This is a genomic window from Citrobacter sp. Cf088, assembly GCF_030334295.1.
GTDB classification, from domain to species: Bacteria; Pseudomonadota; Gammaproteobacteria; order Enterobacterales; family Enterobacteriaceae; genus Citrobacter; species Citrobacter freundii.
In genome coordinates, this window is sequence record NZ_JAOWEE010000026.1 from 54,266 (window position 1) to 80,238 (window position 25,973).

Sequence of the window (25,973 nt, forward strand, 5' to 3'; positions counted from 1 at the left end):
ATACTGAATGGATCAGTAAAAGCGGTTTGAAAGCGCGACTTTGGACTGATAAGGCTATCTCAGATTTTCTCGGAAAACCTCAGAAAGCAGGTCCCATTATGGCGTGGAGGCAAAAAGAAGTGCTGCAGGTTGAAAATACCCCGGCGTTTCAAAACTGGATGTTGAAACGCCGTGCATGGTTAACCGCGCGGGGGAAATTACCTGCAGAATGATAGTTGACCATCTACCCAGCTTGTTTACGGCATTTTGGGCATCGGTTGTCGCAGTAATACGGAAAGCTATTATCCAGCTCGTCCACCCAGTGCTTGTGATCGTAGCAGTAGAAAACCTCCCACGGCAGACCATACTCAAACATCCATTCTTGGACCTGCGCTGTCATCGGTATTGGCGGGATCGTACTCTGGTTGGTGCTGTAGCAATTTAAGCGTTCTTCTGCCTCACGCAGCTGGCGTTCAAGGCTCGCTATTTGCTGACGCATCAGCCGCCGTTCTCTCAGCATTTTGAAGTAAATGCTCTCGTCAGTGACTGCCATCTTCCCCCCTGCATCCCGGACACGTCCCATAGGTATCGTGCGGGAAGCTACTACACAACTCATCAAGCCAGCGTTCGTGCTCATAGCACCAAAAAACCTCCCACGGAACCCTGTGCTTTTTCATCAGCGCCATCAGGTTTGTCGGCATATCTGCCGGTTGGCATTCTTCAGGAAGAAGTTGCCCGGAGAGCTGCCTTTCCAGACGCTGCAGCTGGCGCACAAGTTCTGCGTTATCCCTCTCCAGTTGATCACATTTGGCCTGGAGTTCAGTTTTAGTTGGCATAATTCCCCTAAATTACGGGTAGCTCATCAGTGACTGCATTTAATGCGGAGTTGATGAGGAATGTAACGACTCCCATGACCGTTACATCATCAAGAGCATCCCCTTCAATGGCTTCGCCGTCGTCGGTTATCAACGCCCTCCCCATAACACGCGCAAAGTGAGTACGACCGCAGAATGAGATCAGCACCAGGTTGCGCTGTTTTGGCCTGAATGAGCGGTTAACAACGGCGTAGCCTGTCGATGTTTGTATCGTTACGCAGTTAGCATCGTTCTGGCAGATATCGTCTACGGTAAGACGGCGTTCGACATAATCATTAGCTGGTGATGGAAAGCCCACGGGAATACCTCGCGCAATAATACTGGTTTTATATACAGTATTATTGCGCAGGGCCATGGTGTCAATTCCGGTTACATGCGATATTTCTTGGTAATGTGCTCCATGGTGCGATCAATGATGTGTACAAGGCATTTTGCGTCCTGTGTATCAGCCAGTTGAGGGTTGCCGTTCGTCACCTCATACTGTAGCGGTGCTTTGACAATATTCAGTACATCGAGCGCGCGCTGCGGATCATCCTCATGAATCATCAACTCCGCCAACTCCAGCTGTTGCGAAGCGATCAGGTCGGTAATTTCCTGCTGGTGGCCCACCAGCATTTGCTGCAGCCGGTGCGCATGACGTGCCAGCAATTCTTCGCGCTTACTCATCTTATTTATCCTCCCTACAACCTTCTTTCTGAGGCTCCGCCAGAAAAGCAAGGCACAAACTGGCCCAGGTGTCTTTAGCGTAATCTGATGCCTCGATATCCTTGCGTGAAGTGACTTGCCATTGTCCATTCTCGTTCAATCGTCGGAATATTTTGGTTCCGACATTTTCGATCTCAGGTACGTGTCTAAGGCAAAGACGGCGCTGCAGTAACGCCTCCCCTGCAGCCATGTTGACGTAGGCCCATGGATTAAAATAATGCGTCGAACGCAACCCTTCGGCTTCTGGTCTTGCCATAGATACGCGCTGCGGTTTCACTCCTGACCTCTCCAGTGCCTCAGCTAAATGTCTGCCCAGCCCCTCTTCAACAATAACAACATGCCAGACATTTTGTTTTATTCGGGACAGTACCTCTTCTTCGGTCAGATGCTCACCAATATCAACCGCAATAAAGCGTCTTTCGTTCATTTCTCCAGATACGCGGAAAAGAGAAAAATTGATACCTGAAAGGCGACTGCTATAGCTACAGCAAGCTACCAGCTGTGAATTAGACCATTCAAAATTGACCATGGCTGTATTGCTCTGCTTTGCCTCGTTAAGTTCAGTTGCGGTGTATAACGGCATCCATAAATTATCTGAGCCGCAAGGTACCACTCCACTATTTAGTAATGTGCGGCTTAATTTTGCTCTCAGTTGCTGTGTATTCTGGTATTTAATTGCTGTATCAAATAGTGCGTTTACCAGGTCCCGATAAAGATGCGGTGGTAACGGGTATAAGTCTGAGTTAGGCATTGATATTCACCTTAATTGCAAACACCTTCACCGGATCGGCACCAAAGTGAGGGTGAGTTATTGTCTCTATGTCATAGCCGTCATACGGAACAACTATGCGCCGATCCGCGTCGTCTTTGCGTGGATAGCCCTTGGTAATAATCAGGCGGTCATATGAGCGGCCTACCAGCCGTTTAGTCCAATAGTCATTACACAAACGGTACTCTTTGGGTTTTTCTCCACGCTTCATAGCGTCAAAATATTCGCCTTTCACCGCTAGGTGGAGATCAGCCATTCTTTTTATTCCGGTTATATGTAGCACGTACCAAGTGAATAATTTTTTCAACTAAGATCCAGATTATTACGATTGGTGTAGGTATAAACCAAATTACAGCGAGTAATAGTGCTTCTTTTGGATTCCTTTCGAGGCCGCATTCCTCATCGCGCTTTAACGAATAGAAATACATCCATCTAAACCCCAATATATAAACCACCAGCATTACTAAATAGGTTGAGTTCATTAATTAACCTCCGGCGCTGGCGGTATACCTGCGTATAGGTTCAGCGCCCGGATGCCCTCGGCTATCTCTGCTAGCGTGTATGAAAACTCACGCTGCGCGTCGTTGCCAAACTCAAATGAACCAGTGTCGTTATCCTGGCGTCCGTGCTCGTTGTCGTAGGATTCGCGTTGCTGGTCTACCCAATTAGCAGCTGCTTCGATACCATCACGGTAGAACGAGACTGTAGGCACCTTGTCAGTCTCGCTTACAGATTTGGCGGTAGGCGTGTTCTTGTGGTTGTTCCATGAGCCTACTTCATCATCAACTTTGCCCTGAAGCATGGCGGCGCGGCGGATTTCGCTCTCCAGTTCTTCAGCCCAATCCTGCCACTCTTCCGGTAATCCGTTTTTACTGCTGGCTACGTGATTTGCCAGTTTATAGAGTTCATCATTCACTACCGGCGCTGGCGGTGCGGTGTAGAGAATGCGTACTTCACAATCCGTCTTTTTAGCGAATCCGTCGTACTGTGCTTTGGTGCAGTCATCCCAAAGGCTCCCCTCTTCATAACGCTCACGCCATTGGTAAATAGGATCAGAGCTATCAGCATCGCGACGTTGCTGCAGCTCCACCAGCGCAATGAGCGTAAGGGACTGAATGGCATGTTGAACTTTATTCCCCTCGCTGGCGTGGTGATCTACGCCACTTTTGCGTATCTCTATCAGATCCGTTAGGGCTTCATCGTCCAAGCTATCCGGCGTAATTGGCTGTAGTTCCATTATTTATCCTCCTGCAGTTGAGGCCCATACACCGGAAACATGCGCACAATATTCACTTTTGAGAACGGGAAAAGCTCGTCATATGGATAGTTTACCGGTAGTGAATCTTCGTTAACCCACATAAGTGGCTCGGCTGTTAGAGCTGTCAGTGTGATTTCAGCCAGGCGAAGATGAATTCTTGCAATCTCAGAGTTGCCTGGTAATCGGGTTACGGCCCCCTTCAGCACTTCAATATTTTTTCGCGCCTGTTCAATTAACTGCTCTTTGGTGAATGTGGTCATGCTGCCCATCCTCTGCGTTGATGGCCCAGCGCGTAACGCGCTTCTATCGGGTCTTCTTCTTCGTATTCACAATTGACGCTTTTAACCATTGCCATACAGCACTCGTTGCAACACCGATATGACATGAGTTCGCCGTCGAATTTCCACGTCGTACTACGATGGTTTTCACCCTTCAAAATTTCGCCAGCGCAAATGTGGCATTTGTATTCACCGCGAGAGGTAACAATTTTGTTCGATAGTTCGGTATCGCATGGCGTACCGAAATCACCTTCGAAAAGGTCAAAGTCCAGTGCGTCGTCTAATTCCTGTTTGTTAGTTGTCATGATTTACCCCATGATTTTGGTTTCTTATGTCCAGGAGCCAGCGCATGCATCTTGTTTCGGCTTAGTTTCCAGCCATAGCTACGTATCAGCGCGGCACATTCTGCGTAAGTCTCTCCGGCTGCGCTGGTCATTTCTTGACGACACCAACGCCCAACGGGGTCAATATTGGTTACGCATTGTTCGCAGTCGCAATAAGCATCAATTGAGTATCCTGATGTAATTGCCATATCAATCCCCCTTCACGACAATGCCAGCGTCTGGAGCGTGGCAATAATGTGAGCCGTCCGGCCTGTGTGTCAGGTCTATCTCACGGTCACAGCGCTTACAAAATGCGACTGGCTTTCCGCCCGCCTCCACAATAGCGGCGATAACCTCCAACTCATCAACTGCCAGCGGCGCATCAATATCGCCGTCTGGATAGAATGACTCTGGCATTTCAACTTTGAATTCCCGCGCCTCCAGGTGTTCGATATATTCCCTGAGAACATCTGCCCTGTGCTTACCCAGTGGGCGCACAACGGCAAAACGTTTATCGTGCTGTACCCACTCCGTTTTATCGTTCTGCTCTGTAAATGCGGCTCGGTAACGCTCCAGTTCTGCTATGCGCTGGCGTAATGCTGCAATTTCCATCTCGGCGGCGTCAGCATAATGGACGTTTGCATGCTCTTTCAGGTGGTTGCAGGCCATCATGAAGCCGCGATGATGCTCACGATTAGCTCGGCAAATGCCCTCTTCAATACGCTTCTCTGCGTCCTCCAGAGCGCCAGTAATCACCTCAAATTCATCCCAGCGAATAATTGGCGCGTAAACGTCACCAGAGCCGCGCTTCAGCCTGATATCTGAAATAATCGCCTGAGCCTGTTTATCAGTCATTCCAGGCCTCCAGCTCGTTCTGGATTTCCTCGTCGATCTCGTCATTGGTGGCGTCTTCGTTTAGATAGTCGCGCGCCTCTTTGAGATACTGTTCTCGGCGTTCGTGGTACCAGGCAGAGAACTCCGGCGACCAGCCGCGACCATTACCTTGAAAATCAACCAGAGCGTTGTCCTCAGCCATACGCTCAACCATGCAGTCGGCAGTTGTCAGGGCGCATTCCCGGATGTAACCGCGCAGATCACGCTTGCGCCAATACGGGCTATGTTTCGAGTCGCAGCGGCCTTTAAATTCGACGATCCAGCGACGGATGCAACGTGCGTTCAGTGACTTCTTCATTGAATACCTCCTTGTGGAGTAACATTTCTTTGTGAGATTTGAGCCGCTTTGCGACTCATAAACGTTTCTTTGCCTCAAACTGAAATTGGTCTTCCTCTTCCGCTTCGTGGCGATCACGTTCGCTGCAAAGGAACTCATATTCCGTCTGGATTTCTGTAGGCCATGCGTCAGTATTTGGACCGTATTCTTCCTGAATGGCGGAGATACGCTTTACACACTCGCGGTACGGGTTTTTGATAGGATTTGCAGGGGTAAGCATGGAAAACAGTTCGTCCAGGCTTCTGGCTCCCTTAATGCTGGCGATTAGCTGTTCGGCAACTTTAGCCACGATAAACCTCCCTGGTGGCGAGGAATGTGGTCATCGACTTTTCGATCATTGGCGCAGCGCGGTACCGGCTAATGCCCCAAACAATAGCGAATAGAATCCAGCGGAAATGGCTGGTATACGTCTTATAGGAAATGTCAGCGCACAATTCCCATGTATCTACACAGCCAGGCCAGTCAGCTTCATAAACGGCGTTATATGCCAACACATCGTTATTGAAATCCTCACGGCACAGCTCGCGAACGATTTCACGAATACGGGATTTGTCACTGTCTGGTTCGTCGTCTTCGTCGTTCCAATCAACGTCTGGCTCGTTTTCGTCGTCTTCAAAATATGTGCTTAGCAATTCCTTCAAGGATGAGCAAAATTCGTCATGATCATATGACTTAGCTATCAGCTCACGAGCAGAACAACCGGCACCAGCCTCAAGTTTTTCAGACCAATAATACGTGTTGATCTCCAGCGTATTGCGCGCAAAAAAAATCAAACATGTCGTGGGTACGGGAAAACGTCCAGGTCCCCATATCGCCGCAAATAGTCAGATAGCCAGGCCAGGTAATGAGATCGAAGTAATAGCAGGTGGTTCCCGGTTGTTGGAAACGGATGTGACGATAAACGCCGTCGTCTTTCAGGATGGTCATTTGATGGTTACAAACATCCCGAACAAATTGGCTCAACGTGTCGCGCTGTTTCAGTTTCATTGTGTTGCGTCCTTACGAATTGACTGCAGGTAAGCTTTTAACGGCTCAGAATCACCATGACCTACACCTACACTGTCGGCTCCGAGGGGCCATGAAGCTCTTTCCGTTCCACCAGGGAAACGGAAATAAACGACGATCTCTTTTTTGAAGTTTTGGTGAGCAATGACGTCGGTAATACCGGGAAACTTAGCGATCGCTTTTTCAATGGCCTCCAACTCTGCCGCCTTTATGCGCTGACGCTCCGTTTCAGCATCAATGAGGTAATTCATCCAGCGCGCCTGGCACTCAGCATCACAGTAAGCGGTATCGCCATCCCACACACGACCCTCAGTTTCGTTATCAACGTGACACTGGCAATATGCGCATTCTTGCCACCAGCCAAACTCTTCAACCAGTGCGTGGCCTGGCACTTTCCCCAGCTCTGCATATTTGTCTGCTCCGGGCATGCGCTTGCACGATATGCCGCTAAACTCTTCTTCCAGCTCTTGAGCGCCTTCGCGTCGTGCCACAACATTGCTGGTGGCAAACCGGACAATGCCGTATTCATCACCCTGAATATGGAATGCTTTTAATATCTGCTTTTCCGTCATGGTATTAGTCCTTATTTCGTTTGCATTCTGAGCAATTTAAAGCCGGTATTGCATGTCTCACACCGTGCAGACATTGAGCCTGAGCGGGACTGTTTGAGGCTGTATTTTTTGCACTGAGGGCATGCAACCTCAGTTATCCGTATAGCCATGAGACGATTGATTTCATCGAGCAGTTGAGGCGATTTAGAACGGCGCTTTTTGCGTGGCGGGGCCATACCCAGCGCTTTAAGTGTCTGGTTGTATTCTTTGCGAATCCATTTTCCGCCTGGCTCATCGGCAAGGCCGTCACCAATCATGTCACCCAGCTTGATTAACTGTTTTTGAAGGTATTTTTTGGTTTCTTCGTTTAGGTTGCTGGTGCTCATCGCGATCCCTCGCAGGTGTAGTTTTTGCAGCCTTCAAAGTCATAGGGGTTCAGCTGCCAGCTAATACGTCCACAAAACGGGCAATTCCAGCGAGTTTTGCCTGTGTCCTGGCGCTTACTCTTGCGCTTCAGGTGCGCCGGTACGCGCAATCCGGCTCCCTGAGTCATCTTGCGGCGGTTAAGAAGATTGATGTTGAACGTGCGGCGCTTTGCGGCATCTGCGACGGAGAACGGCAACCACACTAGACCTTCGCTGTCTTCCCGGGCATTCGTGTAGATAGCAGCTTTGCTAAAATCAGTCGTTGGTAATGAGCCGTCTGCCAGCCAGTACACGTCATTGCCGTCCCACTCGCCTTTAACGAATGCGACGTAGGCGTGACAGCCGTCCACCAGCGTTGTTTTGCCGGGGATATGCTGGTGGTCAACATGCCATACTGTCAGGGCGTCAATGCAGTCTGCAGATACAGGCAGGTCAATATCCCTGCCGCGATCCCATGCTGATTGTGCTGAATGCAGTGTGTATACATGCGCTGAGTCGATATTGGTGCTGTAACCCTTCCCATTAGCGCAATGAAAGGACATATTGCTACCGACGGTATCGCGAAGACAGGCCATGTAAAAACGATCGCTCATAGCGCGGCCTCCGGGCTAATACCTTCCGGCGCTACTTTTAGCTTTAACACGACGGGGCCGTTGCGAAAGTTACCATCGACGATCCCGTCAAGCTCCTGGATCTCCTGCTTAGTCAGGTTGTGCATTTTTGCAATGCAGTAATCCCCTTTAAGAACTCCCACACCTGTCGCGCGGCAGGACGTTGAGCCGTAGCTGTAACCGTGCTTATCTAGCCAGTTCTTGCATTCGTTCCATGCCTGGAAATCACCGGCACCGCTGAAAACCTTCTTAAACATTTTCAGCTCCCTTGCTCTCAATAGGACGGATGGTGTCAAGCTTCAGCCGACGCTTTGTGTTCGGCGCGCCGATACGACGCCCAGTAAACTTGTCGTATGTCTCTCTTGGGCCAGCGCACCAGGTTGTTGCTGTTTCACGCAACTTGATACGCTTATCTCCGTCTTTGGTAACGACTTTTCCGGTATGGGTTTTAGGCTGGCTCATAGTGCTGCCTCCTGGCGATCGAAACGTTCAACTTCAGCGATCAGGAGAGCTATAGCTTTCACCAGGTTACGGCGATAATCCGATGGTTTAAAACTGTCATCATGCCAATCAGCAGGCCAGTAGTTAGCCGCCTCCATAGGTTCGATGTAGCAGATAGCTGCAGCAGCCAGTTCCCCGCAGATATAAGTATCGTCCTGCTGAGTGCTATACCCTTCGTCCGTTTGCTGGCGCTGGCGCTCTAAGAGAACATCAAGGACAGCTGCAGTACGCGTTTGCCCGTTGAGAGTTGCTCTGGATAAATTGCTTTGGAGAGTGGCGATCAGAGCGCTTGCTTCCCGGTTAAAATCTTCCAGTTGCTCGCATTTAGCCTTCAGTTCTGCGTATGTTGGCTTGCTCATTCCGCTTCCCCTTCTTTAATTTTCCGCACCATTTCAGTCCACATAGGGGCCAGTTTTTTTATCGCTTTTTCTCGGCTACCAATTGGGCTGTCGAGATGCGCGCGGTAATGGTCGTATGGGCATTTAATACCGCCTCTATTCAAACCAAACTGATCCTCTTTCAGCGCAAATTCAGGGGTGTTGCCGCAAGCTGGGCATTTAGGTAACGATCTCTGTATTTCTCCGGCGTTCATTCTGTTTCTTCCTTATGCAAATTTGTGGCTATGAAGCACGTCGTTGTTACGATCTCTTCTGTTTTCTACGTCCACTTTTTCGGTAACTGCTACTGCCATACACCAGCGCTAACAGGCTCGATGCCATGGCTATTTTTCCCGCTGTTTCTGTTCCCCACTCTGCCCCCCATGCCAGGGCTATCACCAACCCCCAGCAGAGAAACGCCAGGCCAACAAACAGCGCCCGGACCAGTCTCATTTTTTAGGCCTGAAGACCTGACTCATTTCCTCTCCGCCGGTTTCAATCAGGATCTGCTTTAGTCCTTTTGATGCGGAGCCTTTGCCGCGTTCCTCAAGAAAATCGACGGCTTTTTTCGGTAGGTAGAATGTCTTGGATACGGGGGTATCAATCTTTCTTGGCGCGCCCACGCGGGGATAGCAAACCGCTTTGATGATTTCTTTGTTATTGGCGCTGGTGGGCATGTCGAGAATTATCTTCCCGGCACGTTTAAGGATGATGCGATCCGCTAACTGCCGCGTTTCCTCTTCCTCTGTCAGAAGTTCATGCAACCGGGCATCAATAAGACGACGTGAATCCGTCTGGTAGTTATGGCTGGTCGCCCCACTTTCGTATGAAAAAAAAATCTCGTAAGCCACGGCAATTCCCTGTTGGATAATTTCAGGGTAAAGATACATGTAAATCTAAATAAAATAAATCAAATCTATGGTAATTTTTCGGGTGGGTTAACAAAGTACAAACCGCATAATCTCTACGCGTCAAAAGTAACTCTCGCAGCCGCGCCCTAAGATAAGGGCTAAATTGTGAGCAAAGATATTTCGCCTGCCCGCGCGCGAATGGATGAAATCAACCAACGCGCCGCGCGTGTCGCAGCATTCACCGTTGATATTCAGAAAAAGAATGGCGTCACCATTACCGATCCGAACGAGCTGGCTCAGGCTTCACTGGATGCGGCATTGCGTGATCCGATGTTTGAAGGTGTTGACCCGCGCTTTGTGAAGCGTGTCGCGAGCGCGTGGACGTCGGCGATGATCGAGCACCAGCAACGTACCGGTGATTTACCATCACCAGACCTGCTGGCAAACGCGCAATACTGCTGTGAAAACCTGATGTTGGAAGCCGCATCTGACAAACATGAAGGCGTTGGTCGCGCGATGTTTGAATCAGCTGCAGCTGATATGCGTACCTCTGATGGTGTTTTACGCCTGGCCCAGTTTGTAGCGCTTATCCTGCCGGTATCTTTGGGTGCGGCAACGTCTGACGCATGTACTTTCGTACCGTGCGATCGCGATAAAGCCAATATTTACGAACTGCTGAACGTTGCAGGGACGGAGTTCGGCTCATTCAAGGTCGGTGACGAGCTGCACATGCAAGCCGCCGGTATGTATTCTCAACTCAAGCGTTACTACATCTTCCCCGCAGAACTTCAGCCGGATGGCGCGAAGAAAACCTTCAACTTTGGAATTAAAGCAGTTGAAGGGAAAGATATGGCTATCCGCGCTGGTCGCACGAAGCTGATCATTAACCGCCGTCAATCTAAAGCTGATGACGGCGACGGCAACCTGTATTTCAACGATAAAGATGCTAACGGGACGGCATTCTCCGCCACCTGTAAAGTTGCTTATGACAAAGGTACCGTCGCTGTTACCTTCACTGAAGCACCTGCAGTGGGTACTGAATTAGCCATTCAGCTGGAAATCAACATCGAAAAAGCGCCTGAGCTTATTCCTGTGATTAACCAGTCCATGCGTGAATGGCAGGTTAGCCCATCTCAGTATGTTGTTGCCTCTGAGCACACTGTCATGTCTGCATCTGATGCCAGTCGTGAATTTGGCCTCAACATGCAGTCGATCCAGTTTACTGCAATGCGTAACTGGCTCTCCCATGAGCAGGACATGATGCGTCTGCGCCTGATGGCGTTTTTCTGTATCGAAAAATACGAGTTTGACGTAGCGCTGCCGGAAGCTCAGCAATACGAATCCTGGGTTGGCCTGCTTCGCCATCGCGTGAATGAAATGAGCACGGCGATGGTCAATAAAACCCGTAAATCCGGCATTCGTGGCGGTTTTGCTGGTGGTGAGGCTGCGAACTTTATTAAGTCTCTCCCGCCGCAGTATTTCTCCCAGGACCCGAACTACGTTGAAAGCCCTCACGTCCAGTACATCGGTACGTTGTTTGGCTACATCCGTATCTTTGAAGTCCCGACCGCTGTTTGTGATCAGTTTGTAAAAGATGGCTACAACTTTAATTCAAATGAAGTGATTTTCTACGGTCGCGGTAACAGCATTGGTGAAGCTGGTCTTATCACCGGTGATGCCGTACCTGCCATTCCTTACATCCACGAAACGAACCCTTCTTTGGTGAACCGCACAACTATGTGGGGATCTGCGCTTAACGAGATCCATCCGCGTAAAGGCGAAGCGTATTTCTGCAAGCTGCAGCTGACCAACACCAAAGTTGGTTCGTACAACATGCTGAACGGCAAGAAAATCGAAGCAGGTCAACCGACTGAGCCTGAAGCGCCGGAAGTAGCTGACGCTAAATCCGCCAAATAATTGCAAAGCGGCATCTGAACGGGTGCCGCTAACAGGATTCTGAACATGAAACAAATTCCTTTTGCAGTTGGTCAGGCGTCCGGTATCGCGATCATGCCGGTTAATGCCGATGCGACCAACACCAATACGTCAGGCGGTGCTTCTGTTTTCGCTGGGTTAGTTATTTCCCGCCGTGGCAAGCCTGGCGTTGTATTACGCGTTACTGCAAATAACTATCAGTCGGTGCTTGGTGCGGCTATTCATCCGCGTCAGGGCGCTATGTTTGAGCCATTGCGTCACGTCGAACGTGCGACAAAAGGCGGTGATGGTTATGTCGTTCGCGTGTGCGCACCAGACATGAAAATCCCGACGCTGGCCCTTACGCTAAATGCGGAAACAAAAGCGTTCACCACGACAGCCTCCACCATGAATGTTGGGGCGCTCCCTGCCCTGCCTGATGGCGCTCACGCGCTGATTTACATTGATGATGGTGATGCCTCTACCTCTCGTGCAATTAACTTACATGAGGATGAGACTTCCGAAGGCTTATTCATTCTGGAGCTGCAGGAAACTGATGCTGCAGGTACCGTCACTATTCTGGAATCGCACCAAGTATCCTTTGATCCTGAAGGTATTACCGACATGGGTACTCCGGCATTCATGGCTACGGCCCTGGAAAATGGTTCTACGCGATTACGTGCGCTGGTGGCGGATGATGCACATGAAGCTATCTCTCAGCTTCAGGGTGAATTGACGCCAGTTAAAGCAATACCGTTTGCTGGCGGTAGCGATGGTGATTTTTCGAAGATTAAGGCTGCTGATTATCAAAAAGCGCTGACGGTCCTGAAAAAATCGATGTTTAGCTTTACTGCAGTCCTCTCTCTCGGTTGCTACGACCCGACGGTGATTGCGGATCTGGATAAATTTGCCCAGGATATCCGGGTTGATATGTTCTATGACCTGCAGGGCGCACAAACAGCCACGTTAGCTATCGCTGAAGCTAAATCACATGGCCTCGGTGGATTTCATCAATCATGCCGCTATTATTTCCCGTATTCCTGCCGCGATGTATTCACTGGCGCAAATGTCGTATTCGGAATCTCCTGTGAGGCATTTATTGCTAAGGCAAAAGGCGTTGCGCTGGTCCCTGATGTTGGTGGATGGCATTACGCCCCAGCTGGGACTTCGCGGGGCATCATTAGCCGTCAGAACATCAAACCTATCCCTAATCTGGATGAGATTGATCTCGAAGAGTTCGTTAAAGCCCGAATCAACACGGTTGCGATGAATGAAGCCGGTGATCTTTATATTGACGATTACCTGACGACTATCACCAAAAACAACTACCTGCGCCTGCAGCCTATTAGCTCATTGATGAACGCGATTGCGCGTGGTTTCTACCAGGTTGCTGAGACTGCAAAACATGAGCCTGATGGCGTTACGGCAACTGTATTGACGTCGGGTATGACAGATTTGCTTGAGCGATTTGTTGCCGCTGAAGCACTGGTAAAACCTCGCGATACAAGCCAGGGCGACTCTCCTTTCACCCTGTCACTGACTCAAAAAGACATTGATCTGTGGGAACTGGAATGGGCTGTTTGCCCGACGGGTTCGTCACGTCGAATTGTCGGTAAACCGATGCTCTTGCGCTAAGGAAAAAGAGATGCTGAATAAACGTAATATGAACCATAGCCTACTGCTTCAGGCCGGTTTTTCCATGGATACAACCGCCGAAGAACAAGCCATGCTTGAAAACAATACTGATAAGAACAAGCGGGTTAAAAAAGATGGCGATAAAGAAATGGCCATGATGGAAGCGGTAGAGCGCCGCTACAATGAAGACCGTCGTAGTGTGGCTGCTTCTATGCTGGTGGAATGGGCTAGCGACGGTGAACCTACCTGGCTGGATTTCAGTGCGTTGGCTATTTCCCTGGCTGACCTGCCCGATCTGGAAGATGACAACGCCGACTATACCGACGAACAGGTTGATGCTTACAACGATGCTCTGTCTGATCTGGCATACGCCGCCATTGCACTTGGCGCAGACCAGGAAGACGTCACCAGTATGATCGACGATGAGGATGATGACGCCGCAGCTGCTGTCTACGATGCAATTAATGACATTGATGACAGCGATGAAGCTATTTCTCAATACACTATCGCCGGTGATGACGATGACGCTATGTTTGAAGCGCCGAAAATTAAGGTTGTTCGCGACGGAAAAGTAAAACTGATCCGTAAACGCATCCGTAAACTGCGTCGAACCTCCAAACAAAAAGCGGCCCTGAAAAAAGCACGTCGTAAAGCGCAAACCTCCACGGCAAAACTACATCGTCGTAAATCCATGAAGCTCCGCCAGAAACGCGGAATGTAATGAGCCTGAGCCACCAGCAATATGCTGGTGGCTTTTTTAGGGAGCCTTCACAATGATTTGTGGTGCGATAATGCCAGATGGCGTAAGCCCCTTCCTGAAAGTCTTTATTACGTCAGAAACGCATATGGTTGTGGGCTATATAGGCCAGGGTAGCAGTGCTGAACTGCAATCTATGTGGGAATCACCGTTCGGTAATGACAGCTTAGGGGGGATGGCAGGGGCTGTGAGTTCTGCAGCCGGTAAAGTGGCCTCAACCGCGCAGGCTATGTCAGACCAGACAACCAAATCGACTTTCAATAGCCTGCTGATATGGGAAGGCCAGACACCACCGACATTTAACCTTGTCATTGATCTGATGGCTACAATGGATGCGAAGGTAGAGGTAAATGATGCTATTTCCACCTTGCTGCAGATGGAGTCGCCGGAGTTGGCAGCAATGGCTGCTACAGGACGCCGACCCACCCCTGTTATTCTGGATATCGGTCGCAGACTGAAACTGATGGATGTTGTGATTCAGAACGTCAGCTATCAACTCGATGTTCCGAAAACTGCCCAAGGCTACTATACGCATAATACCGTTACACTGCAGTGCTCTGGTATGGCTGTACAAAATCAGTCTGACATTCCCTACATGTTTATCTGATCCTTTCGTAAATCACAGACTACTTATCCTACCCCCAGTGCAATTTTGGCACTGCCACTGTTTCAACTGAGGGGTATTTATGTCTGGATTTTCCAACACCAAAGCCGATATGGGCTTTCTCAAAAAACGCCTTAATCAGAGCCTTGCCGCCGGTGAAAAACTGGTTGGCTCTGAGTTCTGGATGCGCATCAAGGGTTATGACAATTTGTCTATTCTTATTCGTACAGCCCAAATTCCTGAAATGACCCGTGAAGACGTAGAAGATTTCGCGCCGAGTGGCATGAAAATAAACCAACATGGGCCTGTTCGTAACTCTGGCGAAATTCAGGTGACGTGTGCAGAAACTATCAAAGGCGATGTGTTTAAAGCCGTGCGTCAAATGGTATATGGCAAAGAGTATGTCGATATCGAGCTGCAGGCAGCTGCAGAATCTAACAGTGGTTCAGATGGCGGTATTACTCGCAAATTGCTGCATTGTAAGGTCTACAGTGACGCCATTGATTTCGGTTCAGAAGACGTGACTACTGTTGTGCGCCCTACCCTGCGTATCGTTTACAACTGGGCTGAATAATTATGACGCCAGTCGATATGCTGGAAGGCGTTAAAAAGCGCTTTCAGCCGCTTCTCGCGGATGATGAGACATTGCTTAAAACCCTGTTACGTCAAGCGTTAACGTCTTATCAGGATAAGGCTGGCGTAATAGGCCGAGTTCAGATAAGCAAGCAGGAAGGCGTCAGCCTGAAGCTGCCAGAAGATTACCTGGCATTAATCCATGTCACAGATAGTCGCGGTGGCCTGGTGTATGCCGACCCCTACCCTGACTCGATCAAACTGGATTTGGATGGTTGCGAACGTTATCCACTGACAATGGCGTATTTACTCAACCTGAGAGATCGTGATTTCGAAAAATGGGTTATACCGGCTGACATTATCGGGAGCCTGGAAGACTATCTGGAGGCGCTTATTGCGATAAAAAACACGGAGAGACTCCGCATTGTAGCCATCGCCGGGAAATTGGATACCAGTGGATACCCTGATGAAATTACTCTGCAGCAGCGCAAGCAAGAGCTGGAGCTGCAAATGTCGGCGAACAGAGCGATTATCCCTGGCGCAACCATACTGTAACGCGTGGATCTGTGCTGCATAGTTTGCAGCACTCCACCAGCTCACGAGGTGATTATGGGTTTTTTTGATGGGCTGGCGAATAACATCACTGGTGGTGCCAGTGCTAAATCTATCGGCAGTAATCTTATTTCCAACATTCTTGACCGGGCCACATCGATCACCAGCGGAAGGTCGGTTTCGTTCGGTGGCATGCCTGCGGAACTATCGACCGCTAAATCAATCCTGCAGGCCGCAATGCGTATTCGTTATGCGCAGGGCTGGCAATGGACGGTTGAAGCTGATGGGATGCCCGGAATAGACATGTATGCCAAAGATGTCACGTTTGGTTTTGGCAACATCGAAACTGAGTCGAAAATTATCGGGGGGATTGAATTTAACAAGCCAACTCACCGAACGGCGGGAAACCTTACGATGACCGTTCGTGATAACGAGAATGGTGATCTGTATAAATGGTTCGATCAGCGCCGTGCAAAGGTTATCAATAATGACGGCACCATCAACCTCCCCCCTTCCTATCTTATGAATGTTCGACTCTATCGGGTATCTCAGGACGGTCAGCGCACACTGGCTGAAGAAGCTGCAATGATCCCTACCACGCTGGGAGAAGTCACTTGGTCGCGAGACCAGGTAACAGAGTTCATGTCATACCCGCTATCATTTGTTAAAGGTTCGTCTATTAACAAGGGGTTGAGTGGGCTTGCGGGTAGCGCAATCTCTGGGCTGGCGGGTAAAGTTAGTGGCGGTTTAAACTTTTAATTGTCATATCTTCATACTATGTGACAGTCATTATTTGTTATTCAATGATTGTCATATATTCATCCTATGTGATTGTCATAAACAGTCGCGTGGACACGGTTGCTCTACCTCAATAAATTGGCTCATATACTCATATACTCATATACTCATATACTCATACTGTCATATCATCACACTATCGTATTGTCGTATTGTCGTATTGTCGTATTGTCACGGTTTCATGTCGTCACTCAGTATTGGCATGTGTTTCTAACATGCTCTTATTATCATGTTTTATGATGGTCATTACATATGACGGTCACATGATATGATTGTCATACTCTCTGCGCGCGCAACGAAATAAAACACAGACTGCCTATCCTACTCAGCATCACTTCATTGCTGGGGCAAACATGAAAATTCCTGATTTCCCATTACCATCCCAACCAAGAACAGAGATCCACTTCCGCATGCCAACGGTGGATGACGCTATGTTGTATAGCGATAGCCTGCCGGACCAAGAGGAAGCCACGACAACGAAATACCTCAACGCCATGCAAGCTGGGGAGGTTAACGATAGCGCCCTCTGGACGGCGCAGGATCGTCGTACTGCCCTTTGGTGGATTTATATCAATTCCCGCACGGATACAGTCACCACGTACCCCTACAACTGCCAGCACTGCGGAGAAACTCATTTCTATGACTTCGACCTGAGAGAGCTTTCTGAAAATGCAGAATTGCTGACAGAGGTTCCAGAACGGCGCGTAACGGTACCGGTTCAGGGTGTTCCGACTGAATGGACATTAAAGCCGTTGGATGGTCGGGGGATTTGTATGCTTGAAAAACTCCGCTTCATGCTTCCTGAAGAAACCGACCCTGAATACAAAAATGCTGAGCGTCGAATGCGTCTGGCTGAAATTGCCCTGAATACGGCTCTTGATGACGACCCGGATGATTACGAAGCTGCAGCAAATCGCCGTTATGACTTGATCGCAACCATGGCTACAGATACCGAATTTGTACCGTTAGTTGCCAAAATTCACTTAATGCAACGTGAGCTACGGCATGGCTTAGACGTGAGCATTGAGCGCGGTGTTGTGTCCCTTGTTCTCCCTCCGCATAGCTGTGAAGCAGAGGGTAAGGAGGGCAAGGCAACTCGATTGCTGGTTCCCTTTCGGAATAGCTCATTCATTCCAAACTTTAAATCTGAGTGGCTGGTTAACCGTTATTAACAACCTCACGCTTTACGGCTATCAGCCGGTAAGCGACGTGGAGCGACTGCCGGAATGGAGAGCACTGGAAATGAATAAAGCGCTGCAGGATAAGTACAAACCCAAGAGGTCTTAAAGATGGTTAAAAAGGATCGGTTAAGCATCATTGATGCCATCGAGAAAGCCAGCGAAGCCGAATTAGGAGAGTTAGCTAAGATCTCCCAGGCGTTACAAAACTTAGCCCCGGCAAATGAACGTGGACCTGTCGATGGAGAGTCGAACGGTTCAGCTCTGGTTGTTAGTCGCCGACTGAAGCAACGCACAAATGTCCCTGGCCCTAAAAATTCAAGACCGCCACAGGCCGAAAAAGCAGATACAAAAAGCCCACAAACAGCCAAAAAAGAACAAAAAAGAACTTATGAAAGGGACTTTAGCGAAGGATCGGAATCTGGTGGTGGAAAAGTACGTATAGAAAGGACTAAAAAGGCCGGTAATGGAGCCAGAGAAGGGAGTGAGCGTCGAACATACGCGGATGTTCTGACGGCTAATGGTCAGAAACTGACGCGTGAAAGGGGGCCAAAACCATCCAGTGAACGGCGTCATCAACAAGCACGAGAAACCAGACCGAGTGAAGAAAGTAATAATTCGACAAATCGTGATGCGTCCGGGCGCTTTGTTTCCCGCGACAAAGCTGAAGAGACAAGTCGAGTTCGCCAGCAAAAGTTAGGGCTTAAAGAACAGGAAAAGTTACAGGGTGGCTTTTTCAATCGGCTGGGCAGCATGCTCAAGGGTAGCAGTGAAAAGGATTCAAAGCTGAATGCTGACGGTGCGGAGCTGGTAGGTGGTGCTGCCGTTGGTGGGCCTGTGTGGATGTTGGGCCGGGGAATGTTTGATCTCGGCAAGAGCGTTAGCGATAACGTTGTATCCCTGCAGCAATGGGTAAGCGACAAAAAAGAAGGTAAAGAGCTGAGTGAACCTACACCAGCGAAGAAATATCCCGATGTAGTGACCCAGCCATTACCGCCACCAAAAATGGGTAGTAAATCTTCAGCGGAAACATTCAGCAAAGGTGCTCAGGAAAAAGGGATTCAGGCTACTCAAGAGCAAACGCAGGTTATTGCAGCCAATGATGAACGAATCATTGAAGGCTTGGACGAAATCAGGGAAGAAATTAAGCGCAGCGGTAAAGGCGCAGCTGGTGGTGGGTTAGGCGGATGGTTCGGCGATCGCTTCGGTCGGAAAGGGAGAAGAGGGCGGTTAGGCCATATCGGACGAGGTGACGTATCCCTGCCTGAAAAAGCCCGTAAAAAGGTACGCAAACCCCGAAATGGCAGCTTAGGTAAGCTGAAGGCCGTAATGACAAGCGCCAATGTGCTGAAAGGTGCTGGTGGTGTTGCTGCAGGCGGTGCTCTTGTTGCTACTGGGGCTAAAGTCGCAACGGATGTGGTTGCCAAACCTGCAGCGGAGAAAGTAACGACAAAAGCTGTTGAAGCTGCAGCTAAACCTGCATCTGAGAAAGTGGCAACCAAAGCAGTCGAAGCGGCAACGAAACCTGTTGCAGCTAAGGTCGTTGCGCCTATAGCAGAAGAGGCTGGCGAGGCTGCAGCCAAAACAGGGGCGCTCAAAGCTGGCGGCAAGCTTGGCGCAAAGACTGCATTGAAGGCGATCCCGCTTCTCGGTACCGCGCTTAGCATTGGCTGGGATGCCTATGACGGGGCCACGGATGAAGAAGGGCAGAGGGCAGCATTTAACGTCGCGGAAGGCAAAGAAGTCAGCGCCCGACAAAAGACAGCGTTTACCGCCGCGAACGTACTCAATATGGGGGGCCTGGTATCTGGTGGTGCTGGCTTGCTCGCTTCCGGCGCGCGCATGTTCGGTATGGACAGCGTTGCCGATGCGTTGACCTTTGATACTGAGAGCATTGCGAAAGGCCTTGATTCCGGTATGGCGACGGTCGGCGATGCCATATCAAAAGTGACGTCATCCTATGAGGATAAGGGCAACGAAATAACCAAAGCCGTATCTGATGGTACCGATAAAACTGTTAATGCAATTAACCGGTTGGGTACCCAAATGCAGGGGGGCGAATGGGGCAAAGATAACGTTGGTGCTGAAGGTAAATCTGTTTCAGATTACGAGTCAGTTAAGACCAATGACATAGGTGCAGACCTGAATATCGGCGGGAAAAACGCAAAAGTTCGTTCATTCCGCAACAACAACTTTGGAAACCTGAACTACGTCGGGCAGGAGGGTGCGAGGCTCGAAGACCCAAACAGTAAAGGTGAAGCGAGGTTCGCTAAATTCAATACGCCGGAGGAAGGATTCAGGGCTTTGGCGCACCAGCTCACCCTGTACTCAAATGGGAAGTCGAAGGCAACCGGCGGTAAAAAACTCAATTCCGTAGAAGACATTATCAAAGTCTATGCGCCGGAGAGCGAAAACAGCACGAAGGACTATATCAGCGCACTTTCCAAAAAAATGGGCGTGGAGTCTGGACAGCAGCTGGATATGACTAACCCGGATGTAATGACCCAGTTAATCCGTGGTATTGCTACGATCGAAGGCGGTAATCCACAGGTTACGGATCAGTTCATTAAAGACTCAATCGGCACCCATGAAAACGGTAAATGGGTTGGCGGTAAATTTAGCAATGAGTCTCTGAAAGTAGTCAATGAAGCCCGCGTTAGCAAAGGCATGGCTCCCGTAGCGGAAAACTCCCTCTATAGCACCGGCAGCAAAGTAATAACAACCGCACCAAAGGGCGTTGTCTCGCCGTCACCAGCGTCTGCTCCAATCGCGACACCTGCAGCTGTCGCCGACATCCCGGCTAAAGTGGACAAAGTTGTTCAGGAACAACTGAATGAACACGGCGTTCGAGGGATGGCAAAGAATCGACCAGAAGAGGGCGTATCGCAACCTAAATCAGCCATTAAATCCAGCGAAGAAGTCGCAAAAGCCATAGCTGAAAAGGCTGCGTCAGGTTCCGCCAGTATATGGGACAAGACAAAATCTGCAGCTGCAACGGGGGCCAGTGCTGTAATTGCGGCACCTGGTAAATTGGATGCCGCGCTGCAGGAGAAGATGACGGAGTATAACGTCAGGGGAATGGCAAAGAATCGTCCTTCAGCTGGGCTATCACTTCCCGCCGGTGCAACGATGCCATCCTCGCTTGAAGTTGCTGCACTACCGGCAGCTGAAATTTCGCGCCGAGGCAGGGATGCCGCTAATCGTCAAAACACGCAGGCAACTACCATTGTATCGGCGTCCGGGCGTCCAGCTGCAGGCGCAGCTCCCGGCGCTACTTCTGGCATTCCGAGAGTAACCGCGCGCGATGCTGCAGTGCCAGAAGAAAGCATGTTTGAGAAAGCGATGGGGGGCGCTGTTGACGGTTTAAAAGCTGTTGGTGCATCTATCCTTCCGGCAGTCAGTGACACGCTAAATCAGACTATCAGCGGTTTTAGTGGTAATCAGATCGTGGGTGATGCGCTGAATGCTGCAGGTATGTCTGATCCAACCATTCAGCGTGCTATAGCTCCTGTCACCGACAAGGTAGGTACCTGGCTTGATAGTGGCATGAGTTCGCTTACAGACGCTTCAACTTCTCTGTTAACGAAGGACCAGACTGCTCAGCCAGCCTTTGTGCCACAGCAATCGTCAAGCCTGTCTATTCCGAAGTCTATGCCAACCGTTCAGGACCTGGCGAGCAGTGGAATTCGTCCGTCATTAAGCACTGACACTGCAAATCACGATGTGGATATTCTGAAAGAGCTAAGAGGTATGGGATCTACGCTGGAACAACTTTTAGGCGTTTCAAAACAGAAAGATGGCGCGCCAGAAAAGGTTGTTCATACCGCGCAACCGGCACCGCGTAGAGCCGCATCATTCTCAATCAGAGATGCGGCGCTCGATGGTCTATTGAAGGATTAAGTTCGTGATATATGAAATTGACGGGTTACTGAGAGTTGATGCTGGTGGTGTGATCGTGATGGAAGGGGCTGATAAGGCAGATCAGGCCCGTCTGGATGAGTGGCTTAGAACACCTATCGGCAGTATTTACGGATTGCCATCATGGGGTAATCCGTTAGTGAATTTCAAACATGAACCGCTTGGATCGGAAAAAAGCGTTTTTGTGGAAGTTGCCATAGAAAACGCATTGATTAAGAAGCTGCGCATTGATTTGCCTTCACTCAGAGTTTTTCAGGTGCGGTGCGCGGCGCTTTCAGTAGATATGTTGGAAATCATCTTTGCGATGCCGAGCGGCACATTCTCTACAACTTTCCGCATGAAAAACACCGATGGGAGAACATCTTGAGCATTCAGGAGTTATTGGAAAAATTTAATGGGTTGCTGCAAGACAAACCATGGTGGGCGCGTTTTGCAAATAGCCAGTTTATACAGATGATGAGCATTTTTGGCGCTCAGGTTATCTATATGGCGCAGAACCATGCAAGAAGGGCGCTGGGTGAGGGATTTATTTCTACAGCAACAAAGCGCTCAAGCATTCTCGCTGCAGCTGAAGATAGGGGATACGTCGGCCCACTGATCACGCCGTCGGCTGGTGCTGTCAGTATCAGGAATAAAACTAAGCAAGAATTACAGTTGCCGATTTATTCAGAATTCCTGTCATCAATGGAATTACCCTATGTTCTTTCAGACGCTGTTACGATCCCTGCAGGTGAAGCCGTCGAAGTCAGTAGTGTCAAGCAAATGGAGTTGGTCCACATTCAGGCGAATATTGAGAAAGAAAGTGCGTTTTACACACTGCTTTTGCCTAAAGATATCACCTCTGAAACGGCCTCTATCGACGTGTTTGTCGTGGTGAACGGTGAGCGAAGGAAGTGGAAGTACAATCCTATGTTCAGGCTGTCACGCGCCACAAGTGAGCATTATGTACTGGTGTATAGGCCATCTGAGCAGTTGGGGGTCCGATTTGGTAATGGTTCGACTGGCGCCATGCCTCCAGCCGGAAGCCGGGTCGAGATCGAAGCCTGGTGTAGTCAGGGGGAAACAACGCTGGCCCAGGGCCAAAAGTTGACGCCTGCAGGCAATATCGCGTCAATGGTAGAAATGCTGGAAGTGGTTACAACCACTCCGATCACCGGCGGTAGTGGCTTTGAATCTACTGAGGATACGCGCTATCGCGCGCAGTATTACGTACCGTTTGATGAGCAAGTCGTTTGGGGTGGGGACTATAATTATTTTATCCGGCGACACGTTCCCGGCTTGAGCTGGCTGGCGGTGTGGGGTGAGCAGCAGCAAGAAGCAGCCACAGGCAAAAAAGACCTTCTCAACATCAATACGATTTTCTTCAGTGGACATAAGCCCGGAGTAAGCCAAGAGCACCTGTCAGAGCTGATCTATAGTGCTCTAAAAGGCGTACCGAATTATCTGAATAAAAATTTCCGCTGGGTGCCGGTTAACCCGAAGCCCTTTACTATTTCGCTGACCGGTAGCGCAAATAAGAACGTGGTAATTAACGACGCGATCAAGGAGATACGGGACACGCTGGAAGCTCGTTTCGGCTATGACTCCACAAGCTTTGGAGCTGAGTTAGAAGATAACGACGTGCAGTTTGTGCAGGTTAAAGTGAAAGATATGTGGGCGTGCGTCAATGACATGAAGTTACTCAGTACGTTCGAAATAGTTGTTAACGGAATGCTGCCTTCTGAAAACCTGAATGACTTTATCTACCTCAACACGAAAGACTCTGTATTTGATATCCGCCTGCCTGGGGGGGTTATCCGATGATCAAAGACTGGTTGAAAAAACAGTTAATACCAGAAAAGCAGAAAACAGGGCTATGGCCTGATTTTGCTGATGCTGTCCAGGTTGTTTACGAGGAACAGGTAAAGCCGCTATTGTCCCGGCTAAGCGATCGTAAGTCATTTTTCACCATGCACCCTGAAGATATGGATACCCGTATCAGTGAATACGGGCGATTTTTCGTCATGGGGGAAACCGATAAGGCAAGCAGGCCTATTTTGTTGGCTCAGCGTCTTGATGAGGTCCATTTCAAAGGGACGGATCGTCCAATTGTCTCGACGTTTTGGCGTGAGTTCGGCAATCTGCCGGTAAACTGGGAACCTCTGTATGCACCACTTGATCAGGAACGCTTCCCATACGGTACGTTTTTTACAACCGAAAACGGCGTCAAAATAGCACAGGAGAGCTACGGGGAATTCTTTCTTACTTCTCGTGGCACAATCAATGTCGATCTGAACAAGCTGTATGAAATATACGGTTATGAAGAACAGGACAAACTGATTAAACGCCTGATAAAAGATGTTGACCGAATTGTTGCCCCCTTACTCCCATTGGAGACTGTTTTTGACGGTATTTCACTCAGGCTTGATTTCTGGCTGGAAGAGGCAGAAGAGGTAATGAAGTATGCCTCTGCAACGGTCGGGAGTAGCCGCGCATTTTTGTTTCAGCCGTTTCGCGAGTCTATAGAGCTGCAGCATGTGGAGGCAAGCTATGATGCTGGTGAAATTACGCCACAAACGTGCTCGCAAGATCCTATTTATCTCCGACTGGATACTATGCCGGTTGACGCCTGGCCCCTCGATTTGCATATCCTCAACCGTGGGTAGGGGAGTTATGCGCCAGGTACAAAGTACAGACTGATTATTATCCCGTCATAGTTCTAGTGACGGGGTTTTCATATGTCAGATAGCATCAATTTATCTTCGCCAGACGGCGGGAAGTACAAGGCAAAACTGCTTGATTATTACTACACCCGTCGTGCGGAATCAGCGATCGGGATAGGTAGCCGCTTTAAGCTAACGAAAGCTTACTGGGGTCGCTCTGATCTGGTAACAAAAAATCCTGACAGTGGATGGGACATTGCCGAAATTCCAGCTGATTTCACCAACGAGCAGCTAATCGGAAAATTTTCTGAGAGCGAACTGATTTGCACTTTGCAGGGCACTACCATAACGGTAAGTATTGTCCTGCCTGAAGCGGCTCTGCCGGAAAATGATGTATTCGATTTTAATACTCTTGCGCTAATCGACGATCAGGGCAATACCTTTGCTGTGCTTTGCGCCCAGCAGGACAGTTTGTATAAGGGGAAAAGATACAACATCTTGCTAACGATTGAGCAGAAAGGAAACTCAAGATGAGCGAGACTGTTAACAAGATTGCCATCCTGAGTTCTGCAGTTAAGCATGCTCTTCTGGCAGATGTTCAATACTATGATTTCCACGCTTCCTCTGCATTTAACCGCAAGATGAAGGGGATCATTACTCCTGGTATTTATGGCGGATTTAAACCTGCTCTTGCTGGTGGTCTGAACCTTAAAATTACATCACTTCAGGGACCTGGCGGTCATGGTGTGGCCTCGGTTGATGTAAATAATCATCAGATAACCGTTCAACAAATTGAAGATGTGACGCTGGCGATCCCAGCGAATGGTGTTACACGCGTAATGCTGGAAGCTAATTACCAGTACGGTATCAAAACCAGTCAGGTTGACGATAGTTCAGATATCCATGCAGCGCGGATTTTTACTGCAAATATTAGTGTGCCGTTGGCAGATAATCATCTGGAGATATGCCGTGTAACGGTACCTGCTGATGCGACAGAATTAACGCTGGATATGATCGATTCTTCACACCGGCAAAACAAGGCTCTTGGCATTACGTTAAGCAGCGAGATAGACAGCGATGCCGATCATATTGGCGCATCATCTCACGCGGTAAAAAAAGCAGTAAAAGCAGCTCGTGACGAAACAGAAAAACAGATTGAAGAACTGGTAGATAATGCGCCAGCGAGTCTGGATACGTTGAAGAAAATTGCGGATGCCATTAACAATGATCCTGATTTCTTCAACACACTTAATGCTGTCTTGGCGCTGAAGGCTCCGCTTCATGATCCAGCCCTGACTGGGATTGCAACCGTACCAACTCCGCCATTAAGTGTCAGCAACAAACAGATTGCGAATACTGAGTTCGTTCAGGCTGCGGTCGCTGCATTAGTTGGCTCATCTCCTGAAGCTCTGGATACACTGGCTGAGTTGGCTGATGCATTAGGCAATGATCCCAACTTTGCAACGACGATGCTCAATAAGCTGGCAGGGAAACAGCCTTTACATGAGGTATTAACATCTCTTTCAGGACTCAATTCTGCAGCTAATAAACTGGCATTCTTTAACGGCCCCAATAGCATGGCGCTGGCAAATTTAACTGCCGTTGGTCGTGTTCTGATTGGTCAGGAGTCTGTAGCGAAGGTTCTCGAATACCTTGGTTTAGT

At 49.3% G+C, this 25,973-nt stretch carries 36 protein-coding genes and 1 pseudogene; 14 read left to right on the top strand and 23 right to left on the bottom strand.

Translation table 11 applies throughout. From position 1 onward, the window contains the following. Positions 1-223: 223 nt before the first annotated feature. The 23 genes from OGV71_RS01855 to OGV71_RS01965 form a co-directional block, all read right to left on the bottom strand. Positions 224-532: a hypothetical protein gene (locus OGV71_RS01855; protein WP_197385922.1), complete on the bottom strand. Its 309-nt coding sequence runs from the start codon at positions 530-532 to the stop codon at positions 224-226. Continuing rightward, positions 519-815, bottom strand: a complete 297-nt coding sequence (locus OGV71_RS01860) for a coiled-coil domain-containing protein (protein WP_197385923.1) — start codon at positions 813-815, stop codon at positions 519-521. Before OGV71_RS01860 ends, OGV71_RS01855 begins: the two co-directional genes overlap by 14 nt. Before the next feature lie 7 nt (positions 816-822). Then, a complete protein-coding gene (locus OGV71_RS01865) occupies positions 823-1,209 on the bottom strand; it encodes a S24/S26 family peptidase (RefSeq protein WP_197385924.1) in 387 nt (128 codons plus the stop codon). Positions 1,210-1,223: 14 nt separating this feature from the next. Next, positions 1,224-1,520: a hypothetical protein gene (locus tag OGV71_RS01870; RefSeq protein WP_197385925.1), complete on the bottom strand. Its 297-nt coding sequence runs from the start codon at positions 1,518-1,520 to the stop codon at positions 1,224-1,226. Between the two features lies 1 nt (position 1,521). Continuing rightward, on the bottom strand, positions 1,522-2,310 hold the full coding sequence (locus OGV71_RS01875; RefSeq protein WP_197385926.1) for a hypothetical protein: 789 nt from the start codon (positions 2,308-2,310) through the stop codon (positions 1,522-1,524). Continuing rightward, positions 2,303-2,584, bottom strand: a complete 282-nt coding sequence (locus OGV71_RS01880; RefSeq protein WP_197385927.1) for an ASCH domain-containing protein — start codon at positions 2,582-2,584, stop codon at positions 2,303-2,305. The genes OGV71_RS01875 and OGV71_RS01880 overlap by 8 nt, the downstream gene beginning before the upstream one ends. A 225-nt stretch (positions 2,585-2,809) precedes the next feature. Next, on the bottom strand, positions 2,810-3,565 hold the full coding sequence (locus OGV71_RS01885) for a hypothetical protein (RefSeq protein ID WP_197385928.1): 756 nt from the start codon (positions 3,563-3,565) through the stop codon (positions 2,810-2,812). Then, positions 3,565-3,846 (bottom strand): hypothetical protein, encoded by a 282-nt coding sequence (locus OGV71_RS01890; RefSeq protein WP_071444859.1) that lies wholly within the window; start codon positions 3,844-3,846, stop codon positions 3,565-3,567. The genes OGV71_RS01885 and OGV71_RS01890 overlap by 1 nt, the downstream gene beginning before the upstream one ends. Beyond that, a complete protein-coding gene (locus tag OGV71_RS01895; protein WP_071444858.1) occupies positions 3,843-4,169 on the bottom strand; it encodes a hypothetical protein in 327 nt (108 codons plus the stop codon). The genes OGV71_RS01890 and OGV71_RS01895 overlap by 4 nt, the downstream gene beginning before the upstream one ends. A gap of 228 nt (positions 4,170-4,397) precedes the next feature. Next, positions 4,398-5,042 carry an ead/Ea22-like family protein gene (locus OGV71_RS25450; protein ID WP_071444856.1) on the bottom strand — a complete coding sequence of 215 codons (645 nt, stop codon included), beginning with the start codon at positions 5,040-5,042 and terminating at the stop codon, positions 4,398-4,400. Next, positions 5,035-5,379, bottom strand: a complete 345-nt coding sequence (locus OGV71_RS01905; protein ID WP_071444855.1) for a hypothetical protein — start codon at positions 5,377-5,379, stop codon at positions 5,035-5,037. The genes OGV71_RS25450 and OGV71_RS01905 overlap by 8 nt, the downstream gene beginning before the upstream one ends. Positions 5,380-5,434: 55 nt before the next feature. After that, positions 5,435-5,707 (bottom strand): hypothetical protein, encoded by a 273-nt coding sequence (locus tag OGV71_RS01910; protein WP_071444854.1) that lies wholly within the window; start codon positions 5,705-5,707, stop codon positions 5,435-5,437. Then, positions 5,700-6,050: a hypothetical protein gene (locus OGV71_RS01915; RefSeq protein WP_286532496.1), complete on the bottom strand. Its 351-nt coding sequence runs from the start codon at positions 6,048-6,050 to the stop codon at positions 5,700-5,702. The genes OGV71_RS01910 and OGV71_RS01915 overlap by 8 nt, the downstream gene beginning before the upstream one ends. Positions 6,051-6,138: 88 nt before the next feature. Next, complete coding sequence (locus tag OGV71_RS01920; protein WP_286532499.1) at positions 6,139-6,405, bottom strand: hypothetical protein; 267 nt, start codon at positions 6,403-6,405, stop codon at positions 6,139-6,141. Further along, positions 6,402-6,995: a hypothetical protein gene (locus OGV71_RS01925; RefSeq protein WP_071444852.1), complete on the bottom strand. Its 594-nt coding sequence runs from the start codon at positions 6,993-6,995 to the stop codon at positions 6,402-6,404. The genes OGV71_RS01920 and OGV71_RS01925 overlap by 4 nt, the downstream gene beginning before the upstream one ends. Before the next feature lie 11 nt (positions 6,996-7,006). Further along, positions 7,007-7,360, bottom strand: coding sequence for a hypothetical protein (locus tag OGV71_RS01930; protein ID WP_071444851.1), 354 nt, complete (start codon positions 7,358-7,360; stop codon positions 7,007-7,009). Next, positions 7,357-7,992, bottom strand: a complete 636-nt coding sequence (locus tag OGV71_RS01935) for a hypothetical protein (protein ID WP_071444850.1) — start codon at positions 7,990-7,992, stop codon at positions 7,357-7,359. The genes OGV71_RS01930 and OGV71_RS01935 overlap by 4 nt, the downstream gene beginning before the upstream one ends. Beyond that, the gene (locus OGV71_RS01940; RefSeq protein ID WP_071444849.1) at positions 7,989-8,267 is read right to left on the bottom strand and encodes a hypothetical protein; all 279 of its coding nucleotides are present in this window, start codon (positions 8,265-8,267) and stop codon (positions 7,989-7,991) included. The genes OGV71_RS01935 and OGV71_RS01940 overlap by 4 nt, the downstream gene beginning before the upstream one ends. Then, positions 8,260-8,472, bottom strand: coding sequence for a hypothetical protein (locus OGV71_RS01945; protein ID WP_071444848.1), 213 nt, complete (start codon positions 8,470-8,472; stop codon positions 8,260-8,262). The genes OGV71_RS01940 and OGV71_RS01945 overlap by 8 nt, the downstream gene beginning before the upstream one ends. Further along, entirely contained in the window at positions 8,469-8,870 is a 402-nt protein-coding gene (locus tag OGV71_RS01950) for a hypothetical protein (RefSeq protein WP_240498901.1), read from the bottom strand. Before OGV71_RS01950 ends, OGV71_RS01945 begins: the two co-directional genes overlap by 4 nt. Further along, on the bottom strand, positions 8,867-9,103 hold the full coding sequence (locus tag OGV71_RS01955; protein ID WP_071444847.1) for a hypothetical protein: 237 nt from the start codon (positions 9,101-9,103) through the stop codon (positions 8,867-8,869). The genes OGV71_RS01950 and OGV71_RS01955 overlap by 4 nt, the downstream gene beginning before the upstream one ends. 46 nt (positions 9,104-9,149) lie before the next feature. Next, positions 9,150-9,341: a hypothetical protein gene (locus OGV71_RS01960; protein WP_071444846.1), complete on the bottom strand. Its 192-nt coding sequence runs from the start codon at positions 9,339-9,341 to the stop codon at positions 9,150-9,152. Beyond that, on the bottom strand, positions 9,338-9,739 hold the full coding sequence (locus tag OGV71_RS01965; protein ID WP_071444845.1) for a hypothetical protein: 402 nt from the start codon (positions 9,737-9,739) through the stop codon (positions 9,338-9,340). Before OGV71_RS01965 ends, OGV71_RS01960 begins: the two co-directional genes overlap by 4 nt. Before the next feature lie 165 nt (positions 9,740-9,904). Here OGV71_RS01965 and OGV71_RS01970 point away from each other — a divergent pair, with 165 nt between their 5' ends. The 14 genes and pseudogenes from OGV71_RS01970 to OGV71_RS02035 form a co-directional block, all read left to right on the top strand. Further along, on the top strand, positions 9,905-11,656 hold the full coding sequence (locus OGV71_RS01970) for a DUF8615 domain-containing protein (protein WP_071444844.1): 1,752 nt from the start codon (positions 9,905-9,907) through the stop codon (positions 11,654-11,656). A gap of 45 nt (positions 11,657-11,701) precedes the next feature. Then, positions 11,702-13,288, top strand: a complete 1,587-nt coding sequence (locus OGV71_RS01975; RefSeq protein ID WP_197385929.1) for a phage tail protein — start codon at positions 11,702-11,704, stop codon at positions 13,286-13,288. A 10-nt stretch (positions 13,289-13,298) separates the two neighbouring features. Further along, entirely contained in the window at positions 13,299-14,009 is a 711-nt protein-coding gene (locus OGV71_RS01980) for a hypothetical protein (RefSeq protein WP_197385930.1), read from the top strand. A gap of 70 nt (positions 14,010-14,079) precedes the next feature. Continuing rightward, complete coding sequence (locus OGV71_RS01985; RefSeq protein ID WP_243457034.1) at positions 14,080-14,652, top strand: hypothetical protein; 573 nt, start codon at positions 14,080-14,082, stop codon at positions 14,650-14,652. A gap of 79 nt (positions 14,653-14,731) precedes the next feature. After that, the gene (locus tag OGV71_RS01990; RefSeq protein ID WP_197385932.1) at positions 14,732-15,223 is read left to right on the top strand and encodes a baseplate protein; all 492 of its coding nucleotides are present in this window, start codon (positions 14,732-14,734) and stop codon (positions 15,221-15,223) included. Between the two features lie 2 nt (positions 15,224-15,225). Beyond that, positions 15,226-15,777, top strand: coding sequence for a hypothetical protein (locus OGV71_RS01995; RefSeq protein ID WP_197385933.1), 552 nt, complete (start codon positions 15,226-15,228; stop codon positions 15,775-15,777). Positions 15,778-15,831: 54 nt separating this feature from the next. Further along, positions 15,832-16,533, top strand: a complete 702-nt coding sequence (locus OGV71_RS02000) for a phage tail protein (RefSeq protein WP_151237633.1) — start codon at positions 15,832-15,834, stop codon at positions 16,531-16,533. A gap of 392 nt (positions 16,534-16,925) precedes the next feature. Next, positions 16,926-17,744, top strand: a complete 819-nt coding sequence (locus tag OGV71_RS02005) for a hypothetical protein (protein WP_197385934.1) — start codon at positions 16,926-16,928, stop codon at positions 17,742-17,744. 117 nt (positions 17,745-17,861) lie between these two features. After that, positions 17,862-21,650 (top strand): hypothetical protein, encoded by a 3,789-nt coding sequence (locus OGV71_RS02010; RefSeq protein WP_197385935.1) that lies wholly within the window; start codon positions 17,862-17,864, stop codon positions 21,648-21,650. 4 nt (positions 21,651-21,654) lie between these two features. Continuing rightward, positions 21,655-22,035, top strand: coding sequence for a hypothetical protein (locus OGV71_RS02015; protein ID WP_071444835.1), 381 nt, complete (start codon positions 21,655-21,657; stop codon positions 22,033-22,035). Then, positions 22,032-23,471, top strand: a complete 1,440-nt coding sequence (locus tag OGV71_RS02020; protein WP_071444834.1) for a baseplate J/gp47 family protein — start codon at positions 22,032-22,034, stop codon at positions 23,469-23,471. Before OGV71_RS02015 ends, OGV71_RS02020 begins: the two co-directional genes overlap by 4 nt. Beyond that, complete coding sequence (locus tag OGV71_RS02025) at positions 23,468-24,313, top strand: hypothetical protein (protein ID WP_071444833.1); 846 nt, start codon at positions 23,468-23,470, stop codon at positions 24,311-24,313. The genes OGV71_RS02020 and OGV71_RS02025 overlap by 4 nt, the downstream gene beginning before the upstream one ends. Before the next feature lie 72 nt (positions 24,314-24,385). Beyond that, positions 24,386-24,844: a phage tail protein gene (locus OGV71_RS02030; protein ID WP_286532504.1), complete on the top strand. Its 459-nt coding sequence runs from the start codon at positions 24,386-24,388 to the stop codon at positions 24,842-24,844. Next, positions 24,841-25,973, top strand: a pseudogene (locus OGV71_RS02035) (tail fiber protein); the annotation flags it as partial. The gene OGV71_RS02030 and the pseudogene OGV71_RS02035, both read left to right, overlap by 4 nt.